Source organism: Dactylosporangium aurantiacum (genome assembly GCF_000716715.1).
GTDB classification, from domain to species: Bacteria; Actinomycetota; Actinomycetes; order Mycobacteriales; family Micromonosporaceae; genus Dactylosporangium; species Dactylosporangium aurantiacum.
Genome location: NZ_JNYJ01000029.1, coordinates 71378 through 89614, shown reverse-complemented (window position 1 = coordinate 89614; position 18237 = coordinate 71378). Strand labels below are relative to the sequence as shown.

Below are 18237 nucleotides of genomic sequence, written 5' to 3'. Positions count from 1 at the left end.
TCGACGGTGATCACGGCCGCGGCCCGTGTCCTCGACGGCGCCGGGGTGGCCTCGCCGAGGGTCGACGCGGAGCTGCTCGCCGCCCACGTGCTCGGCGTACCCAGGTCACGCCTGCTCACGGCCCCGCCGCCGGACCCGCGGCAGCGCGCCGAGCTCGACGCGCTCGTCGCCCGGCGCGCGGCGCGGATTCCGTTGCAGCACCTGACCGGCACGGCGCCGTTCCACGGCCACGAGATCGCGGTCGGCCCGGGCGTGTTCGTCCCACGCTTCGAGACGGAGCTGCTCGTGGAGTGGGCGGCTGCGGTGGTACAGGCGCCGCGGACAACGATCGTGGATCTCTGCGGCGGATCCGGAGCGATCGCGATCGCCCTGTGGCGCGAGGACCTCGAGGTGTACTGCGTGGAGCGCGACCCCGCCGCGCTGCGCTGGCTGCGGCGCAACGTCGCGCGCCTGGCGCCGGACGTCCGGGTGGTCGACGGCGACGTGACCGACCCGGCCACCCTGCGTTCGCTGGACGGGACGGTCGACCTGGTGGTGAGCAACCCCCCGTACGTGCCGGAGGGCGCACCCGTCGACGTCGAGGTGGCCGCGCACGACCCGCACGACGCCGTGTTCGCCGGCGCCGACGGCCTGGCGCTCATGCCGGGCCTCGTCGCCAGGGCCGCGGGCCTGCTGCGCCCCGGCGGGTGGCTGGGGATCGAGCACGACGACAGCCACGGCGAGTCGCTGCCCGCCCTGATCCGCGCCACCGGCCACTTCACCGACGTGACCGACCACCGCGATCTGGCCGGGCGCCCGCGCTTCGTCACCGCGCGGCGAATGGCAGACTAGCCGCGTGATGCTCTACGACTGCAGCCAGCTTGCCGAGCGCGATCGCGGGATCGCCGCCGCGATCGAGGCGGTGGGCCGCGGCGACCTGGTCGTCCTGCCGACCGACACGGTCTACGGCATCGGCGCCGACGCGTTCAAGTCCTGGTCGGTCACCGCGCTCAACAACGCCAAGGGCAGCACCGCGCCGGTGCCCGTCCTGGTCGGCTCCCGGCACACCCTCGACGGCCTGGTCTTCGGCCTGCCACAGGCGGCCCGCGACCTCGTCGACGCGTTCTGGCCGGGCGCGCTCACGATCGTCGTGGAGCACGCCCCGAGCCTGCAGTGGGACCTGGGCGGCGGCGACGGCACGGTCGCGGTGCGCATGCCGCTGCACCCGATCGCCCTCGAGGTGCTCCGCGAGACCGGCCCGATGGCGGTGTCGTCGGCCAACAAGCAGGGCCAGCCGGCCGCGGAGACGGCCGCCGAGGCCCGCGACCAGCTCGGCTACGCGGTCAGCGTCTACCTGGAGGGCGGCCCGTGCCCGGAGCCGGTCGCCAGCACGATCATCTCGGTGACCAACAGCGAGCACCGGGTACTGCGCGCCGGCGCGATCCCGATCGAGAAGCTGCGCGAGGTCGTGCCGACGCTGATCGGTCTCGACGACTGACTGGGCGACGAGCGGCCTCTCACGGTCGGCCTTGTCGTGCGGGGCCTTGTCGTGCGGGGCCTTGTCGTGCGGGGCCTTGTCGTGCGGGGCCTTGTCGTGCGGGGCCTTGTCGTGCGGGGCCTTGTCGTCTGCGGCGTTTGGTGCGCGGCTTTCGGGGCGGCGGCTCGGCGAGCGACGCCGGCTTTCGCGAGCACCGAAGATTCGCGCGCTGACAGTCTCGGACGTTGACGCTTCGCGGCGCTGACGGTGAGGCGGGACCTGGCGGTTTGGCAGGAGCTGAGGCTTTGCGCAGGCACCGACGGCTTTGTGCAGGGACCCGGTCGGCCTGACGGCGGGCGGCAAGCTCGCGGCTGTGGGCGACGGTCGCTGTGGACGGCTGCGGTCGCGTGCTGGCCTTGGTCGCGGTGGCTGGTCGCGTGCTGGCCCTGGTCGCGGTGGCTGGTCGCGGTGGCTGGTCGCGGTGGCTGGTCGCGGTGGCTGGTCGCGGTGGCTGGCCGCGGTGGCTGGCCGCGGTGGCTGGCCGCGGTGGCTGGCCGCGGTGGCTGGCCGCGGTGGCTGGCCAGGCCGCTGGGTGGCTGTCCGGGCCAGTTGTGGCAGTTCAGGCCCGTGGTGGCAGGCTCGCCGTGGGCTCACGTCCGCCCGCGGCTTCGATGTGTGAGGGGCCTCGATGACTGACGAGGCCTCGTGATGGCAACCGACCCCGGGGGTTCTGATGACGAATGGCATGGCACCCTTCAGCATCCTGTGCGTCTGCATGGGCAACATCTGCCGCTCGCCGATGGCCGAGCGGCTGCTCGTCGCCGACCTCGTGGCCCTGGGCGCAGAGCCCGACCTGGTCTACGTCCACGGCGCCGGCACCGGCGGCTGGCACGCGGGCGAGCCGATGGACCCGCAGGCCGCCCGCCAGGTGCTCGCCCGCGGCGGCGACACGGCCGGCTTCCGTGCCCGCAAGCTGCTGGGCGAGCACGTCGACGCGTCGGATCTGGTGCTGACCGCGACCGCCGAACAGGTCGACTTCGTCGTGTCGCTGCGCCCCGATGCGGCGGCCAGGACGTTCGTCTGGGGGCAGTTCGCCCGCCTGCTGCGGACGGTGACCGCCGGGCTGCCGCCGGCGGGTCGCGACGCCGACTCGGTGTACGCGCGCGGGGTCGCGCTGGTCGACCTGGTCGACAAGGCGCGCGCCGACGCGGGCGACGAGGCGCGCGACGAGGACGACCTCGCCGACCCGTGGGGGCGTCCCGACGACGTGTTCGGTGTCGTCGCCGACCAGATCCAGGCGCTCACCAGACCCTTGGGCGCCGCCCTGCTCGGCGTTGACCGGTCCGGCCGTTGACCGGTCCGGCCGTTGACCTGCCCGGCCCTGGACCTGCCCGGCCGTTGACCGATTCGGCCGTTGACCGGTGCCGCCGTTCCGTCTCACTAGCACGGTAGCTCATGCCACCTAACCGCCATCCGGAGTCATCACCGACGGTGACGCTGCCGGGGTGGCATGAGCGACACGCCGTGGTGGTTGACCGTCGGCGGTGGAGACACCTCGAACAGGCCGCGCGGGCCACCAGCGGTGGTCGCCCGCAGCGGTTCGCCAGTTGTCCGGCCTACCAGCCGGCCGTGTGCAGCAGCCATCTTGCCAGCCGCACGTCTCGCGGCACCCTCGTCCGTCGCGAGCGGGTGGCGGCCGGCCCTCCGCCAGGCAGCGGCAGCGGTGGACTGCAGGTGGTGACCTAGCCGCTGACCGTCTCCGGGGACAGCGCCGGCATGCGTTCCGCGGAGCGGGCGATGTTGCGGGCCATCCCCCCGAAGACGAACGCGTGGAACGGGGCCACGGCCAGCCAGTACACGTGGCCGGCCAGGCCGCGCGGGAGGAAGACGGCGCGCTGCTCGTACACGGTGCGGCCGTGGGCGTCGACGGTGGCCCGCATCTCCAGCCAGGCGAGGCCGGGCAGCTTCATCTCGGCGCGCAGGCGCAGCAGCGAGCCCGGCTCGATCTCCTCGACCCGCCAGAAGTCCAGCGCCTCGCCGACGTGGAGGCGCTGCGGGTCGCGGCGGCCGCGGCGCAGGCCCACGCCGCCGGCCAGGCGGTCCAGCCAGCCGCGCACGGACCAGGCGAGGGGGAAGGAGTGCCAGCCGTTCTGGCCGCCGATCGCCTCGATGACCCGCCAGAGCTGGGCGGGTGGGGCGGCGACGGGACGGCGGCGTTCGTCGCAGTACACCGAACCGCCGGACCACGCGGGGTCCGTCGGCAGGGGGTCGCTGGGCGCGCCGGGCAGGGCCGCGTTGGCCCAGCGGGTCTCCACGTCGGCGTCGCGGATCTTGCGCAGGGCGAGCCGCACGGCGAGGTCGAAGCCGGTGAGGCCGTCGTGCGGGTCGGGCACGTAGCGGGCGATGTCGTGCTCGTGGCAGACGGCCTCGTGGATGAGGCTGCCGACGAGCGGGCGGGCGATGCCGTTCGGCACCGGCGTGACCAGGCCGACCCAGTGCGACGACAGCCATGGCGTCAGCGGCCGTACGGGCAGCAGGATCCGCCGGCGCAGGCCGGCGACGCGGGCGTAGCGGTGCATCATGTCGGCGTACGTGAGCACGTCGGGTCCGCCGATGTCGAAGGCCCGGTTGAGCTGGACGGGGAAGACGGTGGCGGCGGCGACGAGGTAGCGCAGGACGTCGCGGATCGCGATCGGCTGGAGACGGTTGCGGACCCAGCGGGGGGTGACCATGACGGGCAGCCGTTCGGTGAGGTACCGCAGCATCTCGAACGACGCGGAGCCGGAGCCGATGATGACGGCGGCCCGCAGCACCACGGTCGGCACGCCGCTGCGCAGGAAGATGTCGCCGACCTCGCCGCGGGAGCGCAGGTGCGCCGAGGCGCGTTCGTCCGGGTCGGGCCCGCCGAGGTACACGATGCGCCCCACCCCGGCGTCGAGCGCGGCGACGGCGAGGTTGAGGGCGCTGAGCCGGTCGACGTCCTCGAAGGACGCCTGCCCGAGCGCGTGGACCAGGTAGTAGACGACGTCGACGCCGCGCACCGCGTCGGCCAGGCCCTCGTCGCGGGCGACGTCGCCGGTGGCGATCTCGACCCGGTCCGCCCACGGCACGTCGCGCAGCCGGCGCGGGTCACGGGTCAGGCACCGGACCTCGTGGCCCGCGGCGAGCAGCCGGGGCACCAGCCGCCCGCCGACGTATCCGGTCGCACCGGTCACCAGGCATCGCATGACTTCATGCTTACCCTGCGTTGATGCGCCCTAGACTCGTTTCATGGGCGATACGTACTGGGGGCCGGACTTCGACGCGCTCCGCGAGACGGACCCGCAGATCGCCGACGTCGTCCTCGACGAGCTGGAGCGCCTGCGCGGCGGGCTGCAGCTCATCGCGAGCGAGAACTTCACGTCCCCGGCGGTGCTCGCCGCGCTCGGCTCGACGCTGACGAACAAGTACGCCGAGGGGTACCCGGGCCGGCGATACTACGGTGGCTGCGCCGCCGTCGACCGGGCCGAGGAGCTGGCGATCGAGCGGGCCAAGGCGCTGTTCGGCGCCGAGCATGCCAACGTGCAGCCGCACAGCGGCGCGAGCGCGAACCTCGCGGCGTACGCGGCGCTGCTCATGCCGGGCGACACGGTTCTGGCGATGGAGCTGCCGCACGGCGGGCACCTGACCCACGGCAGCAAGGTCAACTTCTCGGGGAAGTGGTTCAACACCGTCGGCTACCCGGTGCGCCGCGACGATGAGCTGATCGACTACGACGGGGTGCGCGAGCTGGCCCTCACGCACCGGCCGGCGATGATCATCTGCGGGGCCACGGCGTACCCGCGGCTGATCGACTTCGCCAGGTTCCGCGCGATCGCCGACGAGGTCGGCGCCTACCTGATGGTCGACGCGGCGCACTTCATCGGCCTGGTCGCCGGGCGGGCGATCCCGTCGCCGGTGCCGCACGCCGACGTGGTGAGCTGCACGACCCACAAGGTGCTGCGCGGCCCGCGGGGCGGGATGCTGCTGTGCCGGGAGAGCCTCGCGCAGCGCATCGACAAGGCGGTGTTCCCCTTCACGCAGGGCGGCCCGCTGATGCACGCGGTCGCGGCGAAGGCGGTCGCGTTGCACGAGGCGGCACAGCCGGCGTTCGCCGACTATGCCGGTCAGGTCGTGCGCAACGCCCGGGCGCTGGCGGCCGGGCTGCAGGAGCAGGGGATGCGCCCGGTGTCCGGCGGCACCGACACCCATCTCGCGCTGATCGACCTGCGGGGGCTGCGGATCACCGGCCGTGAGGCGGAGGAGCGCTGCGACGCCGCCGGGATCACGCTCAACAAGAACGCCATCCCGTACGACCCGGAGAAGCCGATGACCGCGTCGGGTGTACGGGTCGGCACGCCGTCGGTGACGACGCAGGGGATGGGCGAGGCGGAGATGGCGCGGATCGCCGAGCTGATCGGCGCGGCCGTGCGCGGCGAGCCGGTGCGCGACCGGGTGAGCGACCTGGTCGCGCGGTTCCCGGCGTATCCTGCTCCATTGTGAAGAAGCGACTGCAGCACCTGCGCACCGCGTTGCTCGCGATGGGCATCCTGCTGGTGGTCGCCGCGCCGCTGGCCGGGTGGCGTGACGGCGCCACCGGCGCGCTCGGCGCGCTCGCCGGCGTCGGCCTGGTCGCCGTGAGCTACACGCTGTCGAGCCTGGTCATCGCCGTCACCGACCTGCGGGCCAGGCACCTGCTGATGCCGGTGGCGCTCGGCACGTACATCCTGAAGTTCGCGGTCATCGGCGTGGTCATGTGGCTCGTGGCCGGCACCGAGTGGGCCGGCCTGCCCTGGCTGGGCGCGCTGGTGATCGCCGGGACCCTGGTGTGGGTCGCCGCGCAGGCCGTCTGGGTGTGGCGGGCGAAGATCCCGTACGTGGAGATCGAGCCCTCCTAGCAGGGGTTCCTGCGCTCGCCGCTGACCTTCGACAGCGGGGTGCTGCGCTTGTCGTCGTACACCGACGCCTCGACCAGGGTGCGGAACGTGCCGCCGGCGCAGGCGGCGCTGACCCGCCTGGTCCGCGACTCCGCGGACTTCTCGCGGGTCGTGTTGACGGAGTTGCTGACGAAGGTGTCCTTCGCCACCGTCGTCCATCCGCCGCCGTCGCTGCGCTGCAGGTGGACGGTGACGGTGAGGCCGTCGGGGCCGGGGGAGTCGCAGCGGAACTGGGTGGCGGCGACGATCCTGCCGTCCTTCTCCGCCGGCCGCTGCGGTGAGACCGAACACACGACGCGCCCGCCGCTGCCGCTGCCACCGCCCGAGGTGGTCCGTGGAGTGTCGCCGGTCCCGGTCTTGGTGACCACGATCGCGGCCAGAATCAAGAAAAACGCGATGACGGTGTTGCGCAAGGTCATCATCCCCACACGCATTGTTATCCTGGGTGTTCAGCAAACCCTCTGGGGGTGACCGTGCGCAACATTCACTCACGCATCAGTCGTGTAGTTGACGTTCGCCGAGCGTTAGGCGTAGTAACGTTGACGGCCGTCGGTTGAAGGCACCCGGCCCCTAGAGCAACCCCCGCGCGACAGGCACGCGGGGGTCGATGCACGGGTGCTCCCGGCAGGCTGATATGGTCACCGCGTCATGGCCGGTAACCAGACACCCAAGCAGTCCGGATCGAGTGGCGCCAACGAAGGTTGGGCCGCCGTCGGATACCTCATCTCGGGCATCGCCGTGTGGGGCTTCGTCGGCTGGCTGGTCGACGAATGGCTCAACGCCGGAGGCATCGTCACGGCGATCGGGTGTGTGCTCGGCGCCGCTGGTGGCATCTACCTGGTCGTCAAGCGCCTCGGCGCCTGACGACTGGTTGAATTGATAACGAGAGGGACGTGGTGAGCGGTCTGGTTCTGGCGGAGACGCCTTTCCCGCCCAGCGTGGAAGACATCTTCCCTCCTCACCTCGGTGTGGAGTGGCTGACCAAGTTCAGCCTGTTCCTGTGGCTGGCCATGGCGCTGGTGCTCATCTACTTCCTGGTTTCCTACCGGGACCCCAAGATCGTCCCGACCAAGAAGCAGTGGCTCGCCGAGTCGATCTACGGATTCGTGCGGGAAGGCGTCGCCAAGGACGTCATCGGCCACGACGGGCTGCGGTTCGCGCCATACCTCGCGTCGCTGTTCTGCTTCATCCTGGTCGGCAACGTCTTCTCGATCGTCCCGTTCATCCAGGTCTCGCCGATGGCGCACATCTCGTTCCCGGCCGCGCTGGCGCTGTGCACCTACGTGCTGTACCTGTACCAGGGCTTCAAGAAGCACGGGTTCGCCGGCTACATCAAGCACGCCGTCTACCTGCCCGCCCCGTGGTACATGCAGTTCCTGCTGATCCCGATCGAGTTCCTGCAGGCCTTCGTCCTCCAGCCGGTCACGCTCGCCCTGCGTCTCTTCGCCAACATGTTCGCCGGGCACATGCTGCTGCTGGTCTTCACGCTCGGCGGCTTCGCGCTGCTCAACGCGGAGAGCCTGTTCCTCAAGCCGATCTCGCTGGTCTCGTGGGCGATGACGATCGGCCTGACCTTCTTCGAGCTGCTGATCGCGGCGCTGCAGGCCTACGTCTTCACGCTGCTGACGGCCAACTACCTGGCGGGCGTCCTCGCCGACGAGCACTGAGCCGCTCCCCCGCTTCGGAATCGACAGCGAACGCACCACCCTTTTTCAGTTGTCCCGCGTGAACGTCACGCGAGATCTCAGGAGGAATATCCACATGGACCACCTGGCAGCAGTCAACGGCAGCCTCAGCGCCATCGGCTACGGCCTCGCCGCCATCGGCCCCGGCATCGGTGTCGGTATCGTCTTCGCGTCCTACATCCAGGCGACCGCCCGTCAGCCCGAGTCGGCCGGCCTGACCCGCACCTACATGTTCCTCGGCTTCGCCGTGGTCGAGGCGCTCGCCCTGCTCGGCATCGCCTTCGGCTTCGTCTTCAAGTAAGCCACCCGCCTCCACCTACACCTGAAGCGGGAGGTTTCCCATGCTGCAGTTCCTGGCTGAAGAGGGAGCTGAACACAACCCGATCATCCCGATCTGGCAGGAGATCGTCGTCGGCCTCGTCGCCTTCGGCATCCTGTGCTTCGTGCTGATGAAGTACGTCTTCCCGCGCATGGAGGAGACCTTCCGCGCACGGGTCGACGCGATCGAGGGTGGCATCAAGCGCGCCGAGGAGGCGCAGGCCGAGGCCAACCGGCTGCTGGAGCAGTACAAGCAGCAGCTCGCCGAGGCCCGCACCGAGGCGGCCAGCATCCGTGACGAGGCGCGCGCCGACGCCACGGGCATCCGCGAGGACATCCTCGCCAAGGCCCGTGAGGAGAGCGACCGCATCATCGCGGCCGGCCGTGAGGCCCTGCAGACCGAGCGGCAGACCATCGTGCGCCAGCTGCGCGCCGAGATCGGCTCGCTCGCGGTCGACCTGGCCGGCCGGATCGTCGGGGAGTCCCTCGAAGAGGAGGCCCGCCGCCGTGGCACGGTCGAGCGGTTCCTCGACGAGATCGGTGACGGTGCCGCCGGCACCGCCGGGCGGCGTTGATGGACACCATCAACCGGGAGGCCTACGGGGCCGCTGCCGACAAGCTCGCCGCATTCGCGGCGAGCGCTGACGTTCAGCGGATCGGTGCGGTCGCCGGGGAGATCCTCTCGGTGGCCGGCCTGCTGCGGCGCGAGCCGCGGCTGCGCCGCGCGCTGGCCGACCCGGGCCGCTCCAGCGACGACCACGCCGCCCTGCTGCGGTCGGTCCTGTCGGGCAAGGTCAGCGACGAGTCGCTGGAGATCCTCGCGACGCTGGTCTCGGGCCGCTGGTCCGGGCCGGGCGCGATGCTCGACGGCGTCGAGCTGCTCGGCGTCACCGCCGAGCTGTCCGGCGTCGACCGTGCGGGCGACCTCGGCGACGTGGAGGACGAGCTGTTCCGGTTCGGCCAGATCGTCTCCGGCGATCCCCGGCTCGCCGCGGCGCTCGCCGACCCCACCGTGCCGGCCGGCACCCGGGCCCAGCTGATCCGGGACCTGCTGGAGGGCAAGGCCAGGCCCGCCACGGTCCGGCTGGCCGAGCTGGCGGTCGCCGGGCTCGGCGGCCGAGGCTTCGACAGCTCGCTGACCCGCCTCATCGAGCTGGCCGCGAAGCAGCGCGACCACTCGGTGGCCTACGTGACCACCGCGGTCGCGCTCACCGACGGTGAGGAGCAGCGCCTGGCAGCCCGCCTTGCCGCGCTGTACGGTCGAGAGGTCTCCCTGAAGATCGACGTCGATCCGCGCATCATCGGAGGCATGCGGGTCAAGGTCGGTTCGGACCTCTATGACGGCACGGTGTCACGTCGTCTCGCCGAGGCGAAGACGGCGCTCGCCAAATAATCCCCGAAGCTTGATTTATCTAGATAGAAGGTTGAGGAATGGCCGAGCTGACCATCTCCTCGGACGACATTCGGGGCGCACTCGAGCGCTACGTGTCGTCCGTTGATTCACGGATCTCCCGCGAGGAGGTCGGCGTCGTCTCGTACGCCGGCGACGGTATCGCCCAGGTCGAGGGCCTGCCCTCGACGATGGCCAACGAGCTGCTCGAGTTCGAGGACGGCACGCTCGGCGTCTCGCTCAACCTGGACGTCCGCGAGATCGGTGTCGTCGTCCTCGGCGACTTCGAGGGCATCGAGGAAGGTCAGCAGGTCAAGCGGACCGGCCGCGTGCTCTCGGTCCCGGTCGGCGACGCCTTCCTGGGCCGCGTGGTCAACCCGCTCGGCGAGCCGATCGACGACCGCGGCGAGATCGCCAACGAGGGCTTCCGCGAGCTGGAGCTGCAGGCGCCGAACGTCATGGCCCGCCAGCCCGTCAAGGAGCCCCTGCAGACCGGCATCAAGGCGATCGACGCCATGACCGCCATCGGCCGGGGCCAGCGCCAGCTGATCATCGGTGACCGTAAGACGGGCAAGACCACGGTCGCCCTCGACACGATCATCAACCAGCGCGACAACTGGAAGTCCGGGGACCCGAAGAAGCAGGTCCGCTGCATCTACGTCGCCATCGGTCAGAAGGCCTCGACGATCGCCGCCACCCGCGGGATCCTCGAGGAGCAGGGCGCGATGGAGTACACCACCATCGTCGCCTCCCCGGCGTCCGACCCGGCCGGCTTCAAGTACCTGGCCCCCTACGCCGGTTCGGCGATCGGCCAGCACTGGATGTACGGCGGCAAGCACGTCCTGATCGTCTTCGACGACCTGACCAAGCAGGCCGAGGCGTACCGCGCCGTGTCGCTGCTGCTGCGCCGCCCGCCGGGCCGCGAGGCGTACCCGGGCGACGTCTTCTACCTGCACTCCCGGCTCCTGGAGCGCTGCGCGAAGCTGTCCGACGAGCTGGGCGGCGGCTCGATGACCGGTCTGCCGATCATCGAGACCAAGGCCAACGACATCTCGGCGTACATCCCGACGAACGTCATCTCGATCACCGACGGCCAGGTCTTCCTCGAGTCCGACCTGTTCAACCAGGGCGTGCGGCCCGCCATCAACGTCGGCACCTCGGTGTCCCGCGTCGGCGGCTCGGCCCAGGTCAAGGGCATGAAGGACGTCGCCGGCCGGCTGCGGCTGGACCTCGCCCAGTACCGCGAGCTGGAGGCCTTCTCGGCCTTCGCCTCCGACCTGGACAAGGCGTCGCGGGCCCAGCTGGACAAGGGCGCCCGCCTGGTCGAGCTGCTCAAGCAGCCGCAGTTCTCGCCGTTCGCGGTCGAGGACCAGATCGTCTCGGTGTGGGCCGGCACCACCGGCCAGCTCGACGACGTGCCGGTCGGTGAGATCCGCCGCTTCGAGAGCGAGTTCCTGCAGTACCTGCACAGCAACCGCAAGGACCTCATCGGCGCCATCGCGGAGTCGAAGAAGCTGCCGCAGGACTCCATCGACGGCCTGACCGAGGCGATCAAGAGCTTCAAGCAGGTCTTCACGGCCAAGGGCGCCGAGGCCCCGATCAATGAGGCGCCGGCCAAGGCGCTGCAGGGTGAGCAGGCCCGCGAGACCGTGACCCGCCAGGTCCGGAAGTCGGGCTGAGCCATGGCCGGTCAGGTACAGGCACTGCGCCGGAGGATCCGCACGGTCAAGTCGACCAAGAAGATCACCAAGGCGCAGGAGCTCGTCGCCACGAGCCGCATCGGTAAGGCGCAGGAGCGGGTCGCCGCGTCGCTGCCCTACGCCGAGGCGATCACGGGCGTGCTGACGGCACTGGCGACCAACACCAACGTCGACCACCCGCTGCTGGTGCCCCGCAACCCGGTCCGCCGGGCCGGGGTGCTGCTGGTCACCAGCGACCGGGGGCTCTGCGGCGGCTACAACGCCAACGCGATCCGCCAGGCCGAGCAGCTCATCGCGCGGCTGCGCGCCGACGGCAAGCAGGTCGCCCTCTACGTCTCCGGGCGCAAGGGCGTGGCCTACTACCGGTTCCGTGGCCGCGAGATCGCCGGCAGCTGGACGGGCTTCTCCGAGCAGCCGCGGTTCGAGAACGCACGGGAGATCGGCGAGACGCTGATCCAGGCGTTCGTGAACGGGGCGGACGACACGGAGGACGGTCCCGGCCCGGACGGCATCCTCGGCGTCGACGAGCTGTACATGGTCCACACCCAGTTCCGCTCGCTCATGACGCAGACCCCCGTCGCGCGCATCGTCGCTCCGATGGAGGTCCAGGAGCAGGAGGTCACCGGACCCCTGCCGGCATACGAGTTCGAGCCGGAGGCGGAGCAGCTGCTCGAGGCGCTGCTGCCGAAGTACATCAACACGCGGATCTTCGCGGCGTTGCTGGACTCGGCGGCGAGCGAGTCGGCGGCCCGCCGCCGCGCCATGAAGAGTGCCTCAGACAACGCCGACGACCTGCTGAAGCGGTACACCCGTGAAATGAACTCCGCCCGGCAGGCGGCGATCACCCAGGAGATCAGTGAGATCGTCGGCGGCGCCAACGCGCTGGCGGCGGCGGGAAGTGATGTGTGATGACTGCACCAGCGAAGACCGCGGTCGGCCGCGTCGTCCGGGTCATCGGCCCGGTCGTCGACGCCGAGTTCCCGCGCGACGCAATGCCCGACATCTACAACGCGCTCAACGTCGAGGTGACCCTCTCCGAGGGCACCAAGAAGCTGACGCTCGAGGTCGCGCAGCACCTCGGTGACAACATGGTGCGCGCCATCTCCATGCAGCCGACGGACGGCCTGGTCCGCGGCGCCGAGGTCCTCGACACCGGCAAGGGCATCTCGGTGCCGGTCGGTGACGTGACCAAGGGGCACGTGTTCAACGCCCTCGGCGACGTGCTCAACGCCGACGAGTCGAAGCTCGAGATCAACGAGCGCTGGGAGATCCACCGCAAGGCTCCCGCGTTCGCCGAGCTCGAGCCGAAGACCGAGATGCTGGAGACCGGCATCAAGGTCCTCGACCTGCTCGCGCCGTACGTGCGCGGTGGCAAGATCGGCCTGTTCGGCGGTGCCGGCGTCGGCAAGACGGTCCTCATCCAGGAGATGATCATCCGGGTCGCCCGGAACTTCGGTGGCACCTCGGTGTTCGCCGGCGTCGGCGAGCGCACCCGTGAGGGCAACGACCTCATCCTGGAGATGGCCGAGGGCAACGTCCTGGACAAGACCGCGCTGGTCTTCGGCCAGATGGACGAGCCGCCCGGCACCCGTCTGCGGGTCGCCCTGGCCGCGCTGACCATGGCGGAGTACTTCCGTGACGTGCAGAACCAGGAGGTGCTGCTCTTCATCGACAACATCTTCCGGTTCACGCAGGCCGGCTCGGAGGTCTCCACGCTGCTCGGCCGTATGCCGAGCGCCGTGGGTTACCAGCCGACCCTGGCCGACGAGATGGGCCAGCTGCAGGAGCGCATCACCTCCGTGCGGGGCAAGGCCATCACCTCGCTCCAGGCGATCTACGTGCCCGCCGACGACTACACCGACCCGGCGCCGGCCACCACGTTCGCCCACCTCGACGCGACCACCAACCTCGAGCGGTCGATCTCGGACAAGGGCATCTACCCGGCCGTCGACCCGCTGGCGTCCTCCTCGCGCATCCTCGCGCCGGAGTACGTCGGCGTCGAGCACTACACGGTCGCCCGCGAGGTGCAGCGGATCCTGCAGAAGTACAAGGACCTGCAGGACATCATCGCCATCCTGGGCATGGACGAGCTGTCCGAGGAGGACAAGGTCACCGTCGGCCGCGCCCGGCGCATCGAGCGGTTCCTGTCGCAGAACACCTACGCGGCGGAGCAGTTCACCAACGTCCCCGGTTCGACCGTCCCGCTCAAGGAGACGATCGAGTCGTTCAAGAAGATCTCCGAGGGTGAGTACGACCACTTCCCCGAGCAGGCCTTCTTCATGTGCGGCGGTCTCGAGGACCTCGAGCGCAACGCGCACGAGCTCATGAAGGACTGACGTTCCTCACGTACGAAGGGCGTCCCTGCCGCGGCGGGGGCGCCCTTCGGCGTTGTTCAGGGGATGACGACCAGGCCGCAGTTCACGGTCGTGCCGCCGTCGGCCTCGGTGTAGCACCAGTCGGACGCGGGGCCGCCGTCGAGGGTGTCGAACCCGGCGCCGCCGCGCAGCGTGTCGATGCCGCCCTCGCCGTACAGGGTGTCGTTGCCGCCCTGCCCGCGCAGCAGGTCGTTGCCGTTGCCGCCGTGCAGGGTGTCGTTGCCGGAGGTCAGGAAGCAGACCATGAACAGGCAGACGGTGCCGGTGCCGCCGTCCAGGACGTTCGCGGAGCCGTTGCCGGTGAGGGAGTCGCTGCCGGCGCCGCCGGTCAGGTTCTCCACGCCGCTGACGTAGGTGTCCTCGGCGCCGCCGGTCGCCACCGACGCCACGACGGCGCCGATGCGGCCCTCGTAGGACACGGTGTCGGTGCCGGCGCCCCCGGCGACCCAGTCCTGCCCGGGGCCGGAGTAGATGAGGTCGTCGCCGTCACCGCCGGCGACCTCCTGGACCGAGCCGGCGTTGCCGCCGGTCCGCACGACGTCGTTGCCGGCGCCGACGTTGAGGTGCCCGGGGCGGGTGGTCTGGTTGTCGAGGCTGTCGTCGAGGTCGCGCAGGTCCACGTCCCAGAACGACAGGTTGCGCTCGCAGTCCATGACGGTGTCGTCGCCGTCGATCGGGTGGACGCAGTCCTCCTCGTCCGACGTGATGGGCACGATGTCGTCGAGCCGGTACACATTGCCGCCCACCGCCGTCAGGACCAGCGCGTTGACCTGCCCGTCGGCGGCCTGGTAGACGACCTCGGCGCCGTTGAACCAGACCTGCGCCGAGGGAGGGTCGGCGTGGGCCGGGCGCGGGACCGCCACCGCGGCGGCGGCCAGGACGAGCACCGCCGCGATCCGTACGTGCATGAAAATCACCTCCGTCATTTCAGGGAATAGCCCACCGTGACAGGGTGACGTGCGTCACGCTCTGGAGTGTCGGAAACCCATCTCCTGCCGGTTCTCGGTCCGCCACTTCATCGGCATTTCAGGTGTTGTGCCAACGTGGCGAGGCCCACTGCTCCGCTCGTCGGATCATTGACTACACTCGGCAAAACCGAATCGCGCACACGAGGAGTAACTAGCGTGGCGAGGCAGCTGCACGTCGAGCTCGTAGCCGTCGAGGAAAAAGTCTGGTCCGGTGACGCCGACATGGTGTTGGCGCGCACGACGGAGGGCGAGCTCGGTGTGCTTCCCGGCCACGCGCCGCTCCTCGGTCAGCTGGCCGAGCCCGGTCAGGTGCGCATCAAGCACGGCGGCCAGGAGATCGCCTTCGACGTCTCCGGCGGATTCCTCTCCGTCACGGCGACCGGGGTGACGGTGCTCGCCGAGTCGTGCACCCCCGCCACCGCCCAAGCCGCGCACTGACTCGAGGGCGGCGTCGGTGAGGATCGTCGAGGGAATCGGCATCGGGGTCCTCATCCTGCTCGCCGCGCTGGCGCTGCTGTTCCTGCGCCGCGTCGTCATCGCCCGGCAGGGCGGCACGATCGAGCTGGGGGTCCGGCTGAGCACCATGGTGCCCGGCCGGGGCTGGTCCGCGGGCCTGGCCCGCTTCGCCGGCGACGACCTGCGGTGGTATCGCATCTTCAGTTTCTGGCCCGGCCCGCGCCGGGTCCTTTCCCGGCGTGGGCTCTCCGTCGACCGTCGCCGCAGCCCGGACGCGGCCGAGCTGCTCGTCCTGCCGCCCGACTGGGTGATCGTGCGGTGCGTCAGCCGCCAGTCGCCGGTCGAGATCGCCATGGCGGAGCGGGCACTGACCGGGTTCCTGTCGTGGGTGGAGGCCGCGCCTCCGGGTGAGTCGACCCCGGAGACCCGGCCTTACCGGTACCGCACCAACTAGCGGTTCGCGCCGGGCACCCATTTCACGTCGCCGTCGGGATTGGCGATCCTGCCCAGGATGAACAGCAGATCCGACAGCCGGTTGAGGTATTTCACGGCCAGCTCGTTGGTGTGCTCCGGGTCGTGCTCCATCAACGCCCACGCGCTGCGCTCCGCCCGGCGCGTCACCGTCCTCGCCACGTTGAGCAGTGCCGCGCCCGGGGTGCCGCCCGGAAGGATGAACGAGTCGAGCTTCGGCAGCCGCTCGTTGAACTCGTCGCACCAGCCCTCCAGGCGGGTGAGGTACTCCTCGGTGACCCGCAGCGGCGGATACTCCGGCTCGGCGACGACCGGGTTGCACAGGTCGGCGCCGACGTCGAACATGTCGTTCTGGACCACGGTCAGCACCGCCCGCAGCTCCTCGTCCAGGCCACCCATGGCCACGGCGACGCCGAGCGCGGCGTTGGCCTCGTCGACGTCGGCGTAGGCGCCGATCCGCGGATGGGTCTTCGGGACCCGGGAGAAGTCGCCCAATCCGGTCGTGCCGGTGTCGCCGGTCTTGGTGTAGATGCGGGTGAGGTGAATGGCCATGGTTTTCACGGTACGGAATGCCCCTACGATGACCGACGTGGACGTGATCCGTGTGACGGGCGGGGCCAGGCTCGCCGGAGACGTGTCGGTCGTCGGGGCCAAGAACTCCGCGCTCAAGCTCATGGCGGCGGCGCTGCTGGCCACCGGGCGGTCGGTGCTCACCAACGTGCCCCGCATCACCGACATCGCCATCATGGCCGAGGTGCTGCGCCGGCTCGGCTGCGAGGTCGAGCAGGACGAGGACCGGGTCGTCATCGACGTGCCCGAGCGGCTCGGCACCGAGGCCGACTACGACCTGGTGCGCCGCCTGCGCGCCTCCATCTGCGTGCTGGGCCCGCTGGTGGCCCGCTGCGGCCACGTCCGCGTCGCGCACCCCGGCGGCGACGCGATCGGCTCCCGCGGCCTCGACATGCACGTGGAGGGCCTGCGCCGGATGGGCGCGGACATCTCCGGCGAGCACGGCTTCGTCATCGCCACCGCGCCGAAGCTGCACGGTGCCACCATCTGGCTCGACTTCCCCAGCGTCGGCGCCACCGAGAACCTGCTCATGGCCGCCGTCCTCGCCAACGGCCGCACCGAGATCGACAACGCGGCCCGCGAGCCCGAGATCGTCGACATCTGCCGCATGCTCACCGACATGGGCGCCGAGATCTCCGGCGCCGGCTCCTCCCGCCTCGTGATCGACGGCGTCACGGAGCTCCGCCCGGTCGAGCACCGCACCGTCGGCGACCGCATCGTCGCCGGCACCTGGGCCTTCGCCGCCGCCATGACCCGCGGTGACGTCACCGTCCACGGCATCGACCCGAGCTTCCTGGAGATCGCCCTGGACAAGGTGGCGACCGCCGGCGGCCAGGTCGACACGGCCGCCGACTCCTTCCGCGTCCGGATGGCCGACCGCCCGAAGGCCGTCGACGTGGTCACCCTGCCGTTCCCCGGCTTCGCCACCGACCTGCTGCCGATGGCGGTCGGCCTCGCGTCCGTCAGCGAGGGCTCGTCCCTCATCACCGAGAACATCTTCGACGGCCGCTTCATGTTCATCAACGAGATGTCCCGCCTCGGCGCCGACATCCGCACCGACGGCCACCACGCCGTCGTCCGCGGCGTCGCGCGCCTCTCCGGCGCCCCGGTCACCGCCACCGACATCCGCGCCGGCGCCGGCCTCGCCATCGCCGGCCTGTGCGCCGACGGCGTCACCGAGGTCCGCCACGTGCACCACATCGACCGCGGGTACCCGAGCTTCGAGTCCGACCTGCGCGGCCTCGGCGTCGAGGTCGAACGCGCCGTCGCACCCCCGGACCAGTTCGATTTTTAGCTGTTCCTAGCTTCGGCAGTTTCTGGCTTCGGGCGGCTCCCGCCGGGGCCGGCCCGGGGGTTCCCACCCCGGAGCCTCCATGCTCGCTGGCCCTCGCACTGCCGGCGCGTGCGGCGGCGGGTGGAGCCGGATCGTGAGCACGGAGGATGCGGCTGCGGCGCGGGGTGTTGAACGGCGTGCCGGAACCGCAACGGTGACGGTGGCGCCGGAGCCCCCTACGGCGCCAGCAACAGCCTCGCGCGGTCGTACTCGTCGGCGAAGACGAGGACGCGGACCATGCCGTCGTGGCCGGTGGCGAGGGTGGCCCTGACGCCGTTGCGGCGGAGGCGGTCGCGCACGTCGCGGGCGAACGCCAGGTCGCCGACCCGGGACACGCAGCGCAGCAGGCCGTAGTCGAGGTCGCCGTCGGGGGCGGCCGGATGCACGCCGGCGGGGGAGCAGGCCCGGCGTTCGCCGAAGCGGAGCAGCCTGATGATGAGGATGAGCGTGGCGAGTGCGCCGGCGGAGGCCGCCCATCCCGCGAGGTACATGAGGGGCACTCTCACAGTTTGCCACTAGAAGATCACCCTCCGGAGCCGGATAAGGTCAGCGGGGTCGAG

Annotated in this window: 21 protein-coding genes; 16 read left to right on the top strand and 5 right to left on the bottom strand. The window is 70.9% G+C overall.

What is annotated here, in order from left to right:
- Window positions 1-6 precede the first annotated feature (6 nt).
- The 3 genes from prmC to OP18_RS29435 all read left to right on the top strand — a co-directional run bounded on the left by prmC (window position 7) and on the right by OP18_RS29435 (window position 2810).
- Window positions 7-831: a peptide chain release factor N(5)-glutamine methyltransferase gene (gene prmC, locus OP18_RS29445; RefSeq protein ID WP_245635561.1), complete on the top strand. Its 825-nt coding sequence runs from the start codon at window positions 7-9 to the stop codon at window positions 829-831.
- 7 nt (window positions 832-838) lie between these two features.
- Window positions 839-1477 carry an L-threonylcarbamoyladenylate synthase gene (locus OP18_RS29440; protein ID WP_033362331.1) on the top strand — a complete coding sequence of 213 codons (639 nt, stop codon included), beginning with the start codon at window positions 839-841 and terminating at the stop codon, window positions 1475-1477.
- A 724-nt stretch (window positions 1478-2201) separates the two neighbouring features.
- The gene (locus OP18_RS29435) at window positions 2202-2810 is read left to right on the top strand and encodes an arsenate reductase/protein-tyrosine-phosphatase family protein (RefSeq protein WP_033362330.1); all 609 of its coding nucleotides are present in this window, start codon (window positions 2202-2204) and stop codon (window positions 2808-2810) included.
- Between the two features lie 388 nt (window positions 2811-3198).
- On the opposite strand, the gene OP18_RS29430 is transcribed toward OP18_RS29435, so the two are convergent.
- Window positions 3199-4683: an SDR family oxidoreductase gene (locus OP18_RS29430; protein ID WP_033362329.1), complete on the bottom strand. Its 1485-nt coding sequence runs from the start codon at window positions 4681-4683 to the stop codon at window positions 3199-3201.
- A gap of 43 nt (window positions 4684-4726) precedes the next feature.
- On the opposite strand from OP18_RS29430, the gene OP18_RS29425 reads away from it, so the two are divergent.
- Complete coding sequence (locus OP18_RS29425) at window positions 4727-5977, top strand: serine hydroxymethyltransferase (protein WP_033362328.1); 1251 nt, start codon at window positions 4727-4729, stop codon at window positions 5975-5977.
- Window positions 5974-6372, top strand: coding sequence for a Cg1360 family ATP-synthase-associated protein (locus OP18_RS29420; RefSeq protein ID WP_052387535.1), 399 nt, complete (start codon window positions 5974-5976; stop codon window positions 6370-6372). Before OP18_RS29425 ends, OP18_RS29420 begins: the two co-directional genes overlap by 4 nt.
- On the opposite strand, the gene OP18_RS29415 is transcribed toward OP18_RS29420, so the two are convergent.
- Window positions 6369-6833 (bottom strand): hypothetical protein, encoded by a 465-nt coding sequence (locus OP18_RS29415; RefSeq protein WP_033362326.1) that lies wholly within the window; start codon window positions 6831-6833, stop codon window positions 6369-6371. The genes OP18_RS29420 and OP18_RS29415 overlap by 4 nt on opposite strands.
- 226 nt (window positions 6834-7059) lie before the next feature.
- Between OP18_RS29415 and OP18_RS29410 the strand changes: the two genes are divergently transcribed.
- The 8 genes from OP18_RS29410 to atpD all read left to right on the top strand — a co-directional run bounded on the left by OP18_RS29410 (window position 7060) and on the right by atpD (window position 13840).
- Window positions 7060-7275: an AtpZ/AtpI family protein gene (locus OP18_RS29410; protein WP_033362325.1), complete on the top strand. Its 216-nt coding sequence runs from the start codon at window positions 7060-7062 to the stop codon at window positions 7273-7275.
- 32 nt (window positions 7276-7307) lie between these two features.
- A complete protein-coding gene (gene atpB, locus OP18_RS29405) occupies window positions 7308-8078 on the top strand; it encodes a F0F1 ATP synthase subunit A (protein ID WP_033362396.1) in 771 nt (256 codons plus the stop codon).
- 94 nt (window positions 8079-8172) lie between these two features.
- Window positions 8173-8397, top strand: a complete 225-nt coding sequence (gene atpE / locus OP18_RS29400; RefSeq protein WP_033362324.1) for an ATP synthase F0 subunit C — start codon at window positions 8173-8175, stop codon at window positions 8395-8397.
- A 40-nt stretch (window positions 8398-8437) separates the two neighbouring features.
- Complete coding sequence (locus tag OP18_RS29395) at window positions 8438-8989, top strand: F0F1 ATP synthase subunit B (RefSeq protein WP_389253013.1); 552 nt, start codon at window positions 8438-8440, stop codon at window positions 8987-8989.
- Window positions 8986-9807 carry a F0F1 ATP synthase subunit delta gene (locus OP18_RS29390; protein ID WP_389253010.1) on the top strand — a complete coding sequence of 274 codons (822 nt, stop codon included), beginning with the start codon at window positions 8986-8988 and terminating at the stop codon, window positions 9805-9807. The genes OP18_RS29395 and OP18_RS29390 overlap by 4 nt, the downstream gene beginning before the upstream one ends.
- 38 nt (window positions 9808-9845) lie before the next feature.
- The gene (atpA, locus tag OP18_RS29385) at window positions 9846-11483 is read left to right on the top strand and encodes a F0F1 ATP synthase subunit alpha (RefSeq protein ID WP_033362322.1); all 1638 of its coding nucleotides are present in this window, start codon (window positions 9846-9848) and stop codon (window positions 11481-11483) included.
- Window positions 11484-11486: 3 nt separating this feature from the next.
- Window positions 11487-12413, top strand: coding sequence for a F0F1 ATP synthase subunit gamma (locus OP18_RS29380; RefSeq protein WP_033362321.1), 927 nt, complete (start codon window positions 11487-11489; stop codon window positions 12411-12413).
- The gene (atpD, locus tag OP18_RS29375) at window positions 12413-13840 is read left to right on the top strand and encodes a F0F1 ATP synthase subunit beta (RefSeq protein ID WP_033362320.1); all 1428 of its coding nucleotides are present in this window, start codon (window positions 12413-12415) and stop codon (window positions 13838-13840) included. The genes OP18_RS29380 and atpD overlap by 1 nt, the downstream gene beginning before the upstream one ends.
- A 56-nt stretch (window positions 13841-13896) precedes the next feature.
- Here the strand turns inward: atpD and OP18_RS59865 are convergent, their stop codons facing one another.
- Window positions 13897-14787, bottom strand: coding sequence for a calcium-binding protein (locus tag OP18_RS59865; RefSeq protein WP_211273714.1), 891 nt, complete (start codon window positions 14785-14787; stop codon window positions 13897-13899).
- 216 nt (window positions 14788-15003) lie between these two features.
- On the opposite strand from OP18_RS59865, the gene OP18_RS29365 reads away from it, so the two are divergent.
- Both OP18_RS29365 and OP18_RS29360 read left to right on the top strand, forming a co-directional pair.
- Window positions 15004-15285 carry a F0F1 ATP synthase subunit epsilon gene (locus tag OP18_RS29365; RefSeq protein WP_033362319.1) on the top strand — a complete coding sequence of 94 codons (282 nt, stop codon included), beginning with the start codon at window positions 15004-15006 and terminating at the stop codon, window positions 15283-15285.
- Window positions 15286-15301: 16 nt separating this feature from the next.
- Complete coding sequence (locus tag OP18_RS29360; RefSeq protein WP_033362318.1) at window positions 15302-15757, top strand: DUF2550 domain-containing protein; 456 nt, start codon at window positions 15302-15304, stop codon at window positions 15755-15757.
- On the opposite strand, the gene OP18_RS29355 is transcribed toward OP18_RS29360, so the two are convergent.
- Window positions 15754-16326, bottom strand: coding sequence for a cob(I)yrinic acid a,c-diamide adenosyltransferase (locus OP18_RS29355; protein WP_033362317.1), 573 nt, complete (start codon window positions 16324-16326; stop codon window positions 15754-15756). The two genes, OP18_RS29360 and OP18_RS29355, sit on opposite strands and share 4 nt — an antisense overlap.
- 28 nt (window positions 16327-16354) lie before the next feature.
- Here OP18_RS29355 and murA point away from each other — a divergent pair, with 28 nt between their 5' ends.
- On the top strand, window positions 16355-17638 hold the full coding sequence (murA, locus tag OP18_RS29350; protein ID WP_156089878.1) for a UDP-N-acetylglucosamine 1-carboxyvinyltransferase: 1284 nt from the start codon (window positions 16355-16357) through the stop codon (window positions 17636-17638).
- Between the two features lie 215 nt (window positions 17639-17853).
- Here murA and OP18_RS29345 read toward each other — a convergent pair whose 3' ends face one another.
- On the bottom strand, window positions 17854-18168 hold the full coding sequence (locus OP18_RS29345) for a hypothetical protein (protein WP_033362316.1): 315 nt from the start codon (window positions 18166-18168) through the stop codon (window positions 17854-17856).
- Between the last annotated feature and the right edge of the window lie 69 nt (window positions 18169-18237).

What these genes read in the sequence shown, in the direction of transcription:
- OP18_RS29440 (WP_033362331.1), top strand. Translation starts at nt 839, where the DNA reads ATGCTCTACGACTGCAGCCAGCTTGCCGAGCGCGATCGCGGGATCGCC.
- OP18_RS29435 (WP_033362330.1), top strand. Translation starts at nt 2,202, where the DNA reads ATGGCACCCTTCAGCATCCTGTGCGTCTGCATGGGCAACATCTGCCGC.
- OP18_RS29430 (WP_033362329.1), bottom strand. Translation starts at nt 4,683, where the DNA reads ATGCGATGCCTGGTGACCGGTGCGACCGGATACGTCGGCGGGCGGCTG.
- OP18_RS29425 (WP_033362328.1), top strand. Translation starts at nt 4,727, where the DNA reads ATGGGCGATACGTACTGGGGGCCGGACTTCGACGCGCTCCGCGAGACG.
- OP18_RS29415 (WP_033362326.1), bottom strand. Translation starts at nt 6,833, where the DNA reads ATGATGACCTTGCGCAACACCGTCATCGCGTTTTTCTTGATTCTGGCC.
- OP18_RS29410 (WP_033362325.1), top strand. Translation starts at nt 7,060, where the DNA reads ATGGCCGGTAACCAGACACCCAAGCAGTCCGGATCGAGTGGCGCCAAC.
- atpE (WP_033362324.1), top strand. Translation starts at nt 8,173, where the DNA reads ATGGACCACCTGGCAGCAGTCAACGGCAGCCTCAGCGCCATCGGCTAC.
- OP18_RS29395 (WP_389253013.1), top strand. Translation starts at nt 8,438, where the DNA reads ATGCTGCAGTTCCTGGCTGAAGAGGGAGCTGAACACAACCCGATCATC.
- atpA (WP_033362322.1), top strand. Translation starts at nt 9,846, where the DNA reads ATGGCCGAGCTGACCATCTCCTCGGACGACATTCGGGGCGCACTCGAG.
- OP18_RS29380 (WP_033362321.1), top strand. Translation starts at nt 11,487, where the DNA reads ATGGCCGGTCAGGTACAGGCACTGCGCCGGAGGATCCGCACGGTCAAG.
- atpD (WP_033362320.1), top strand. Translation starts at nt 12,413, where the DNA reads ATGACTGCACCAGCGAAGACCGCGGTCGGCCGCGTCGTCCGGGTCATC.
- OP18_RS59865 (WP_211273714.1), bottom strand. Translation starts at nt 14,787, where the DNA reads ATGCACGTACGGATCGCGGCGGTGCTCGTCCTGGCCGCCGCCGCGGTG.
- OP18_RS29355 (WP_033362317.1), bottom strand. Translation starts at nt 16,326, where the DNA reads ATGGCCATTCACCTCACCCGCATCTACACCAAGACCGGCGACACCGGC.
- murA (WP_156089878.1), top strand. Translation starts at nt 16,355, where the DNA reads ATGACCGACGTGGACGTGATCCGTGTGACGGGCGGGGCCAGGCTCGCC.
- OP18_RS29345 (WP_033362316.1), bottom strand. Translation starts at nt 18,168, where the DNA reads ATGTACCTCGCGGGATGGGCGGCCTCCGCCGGCGCACTCGCCACGCTC.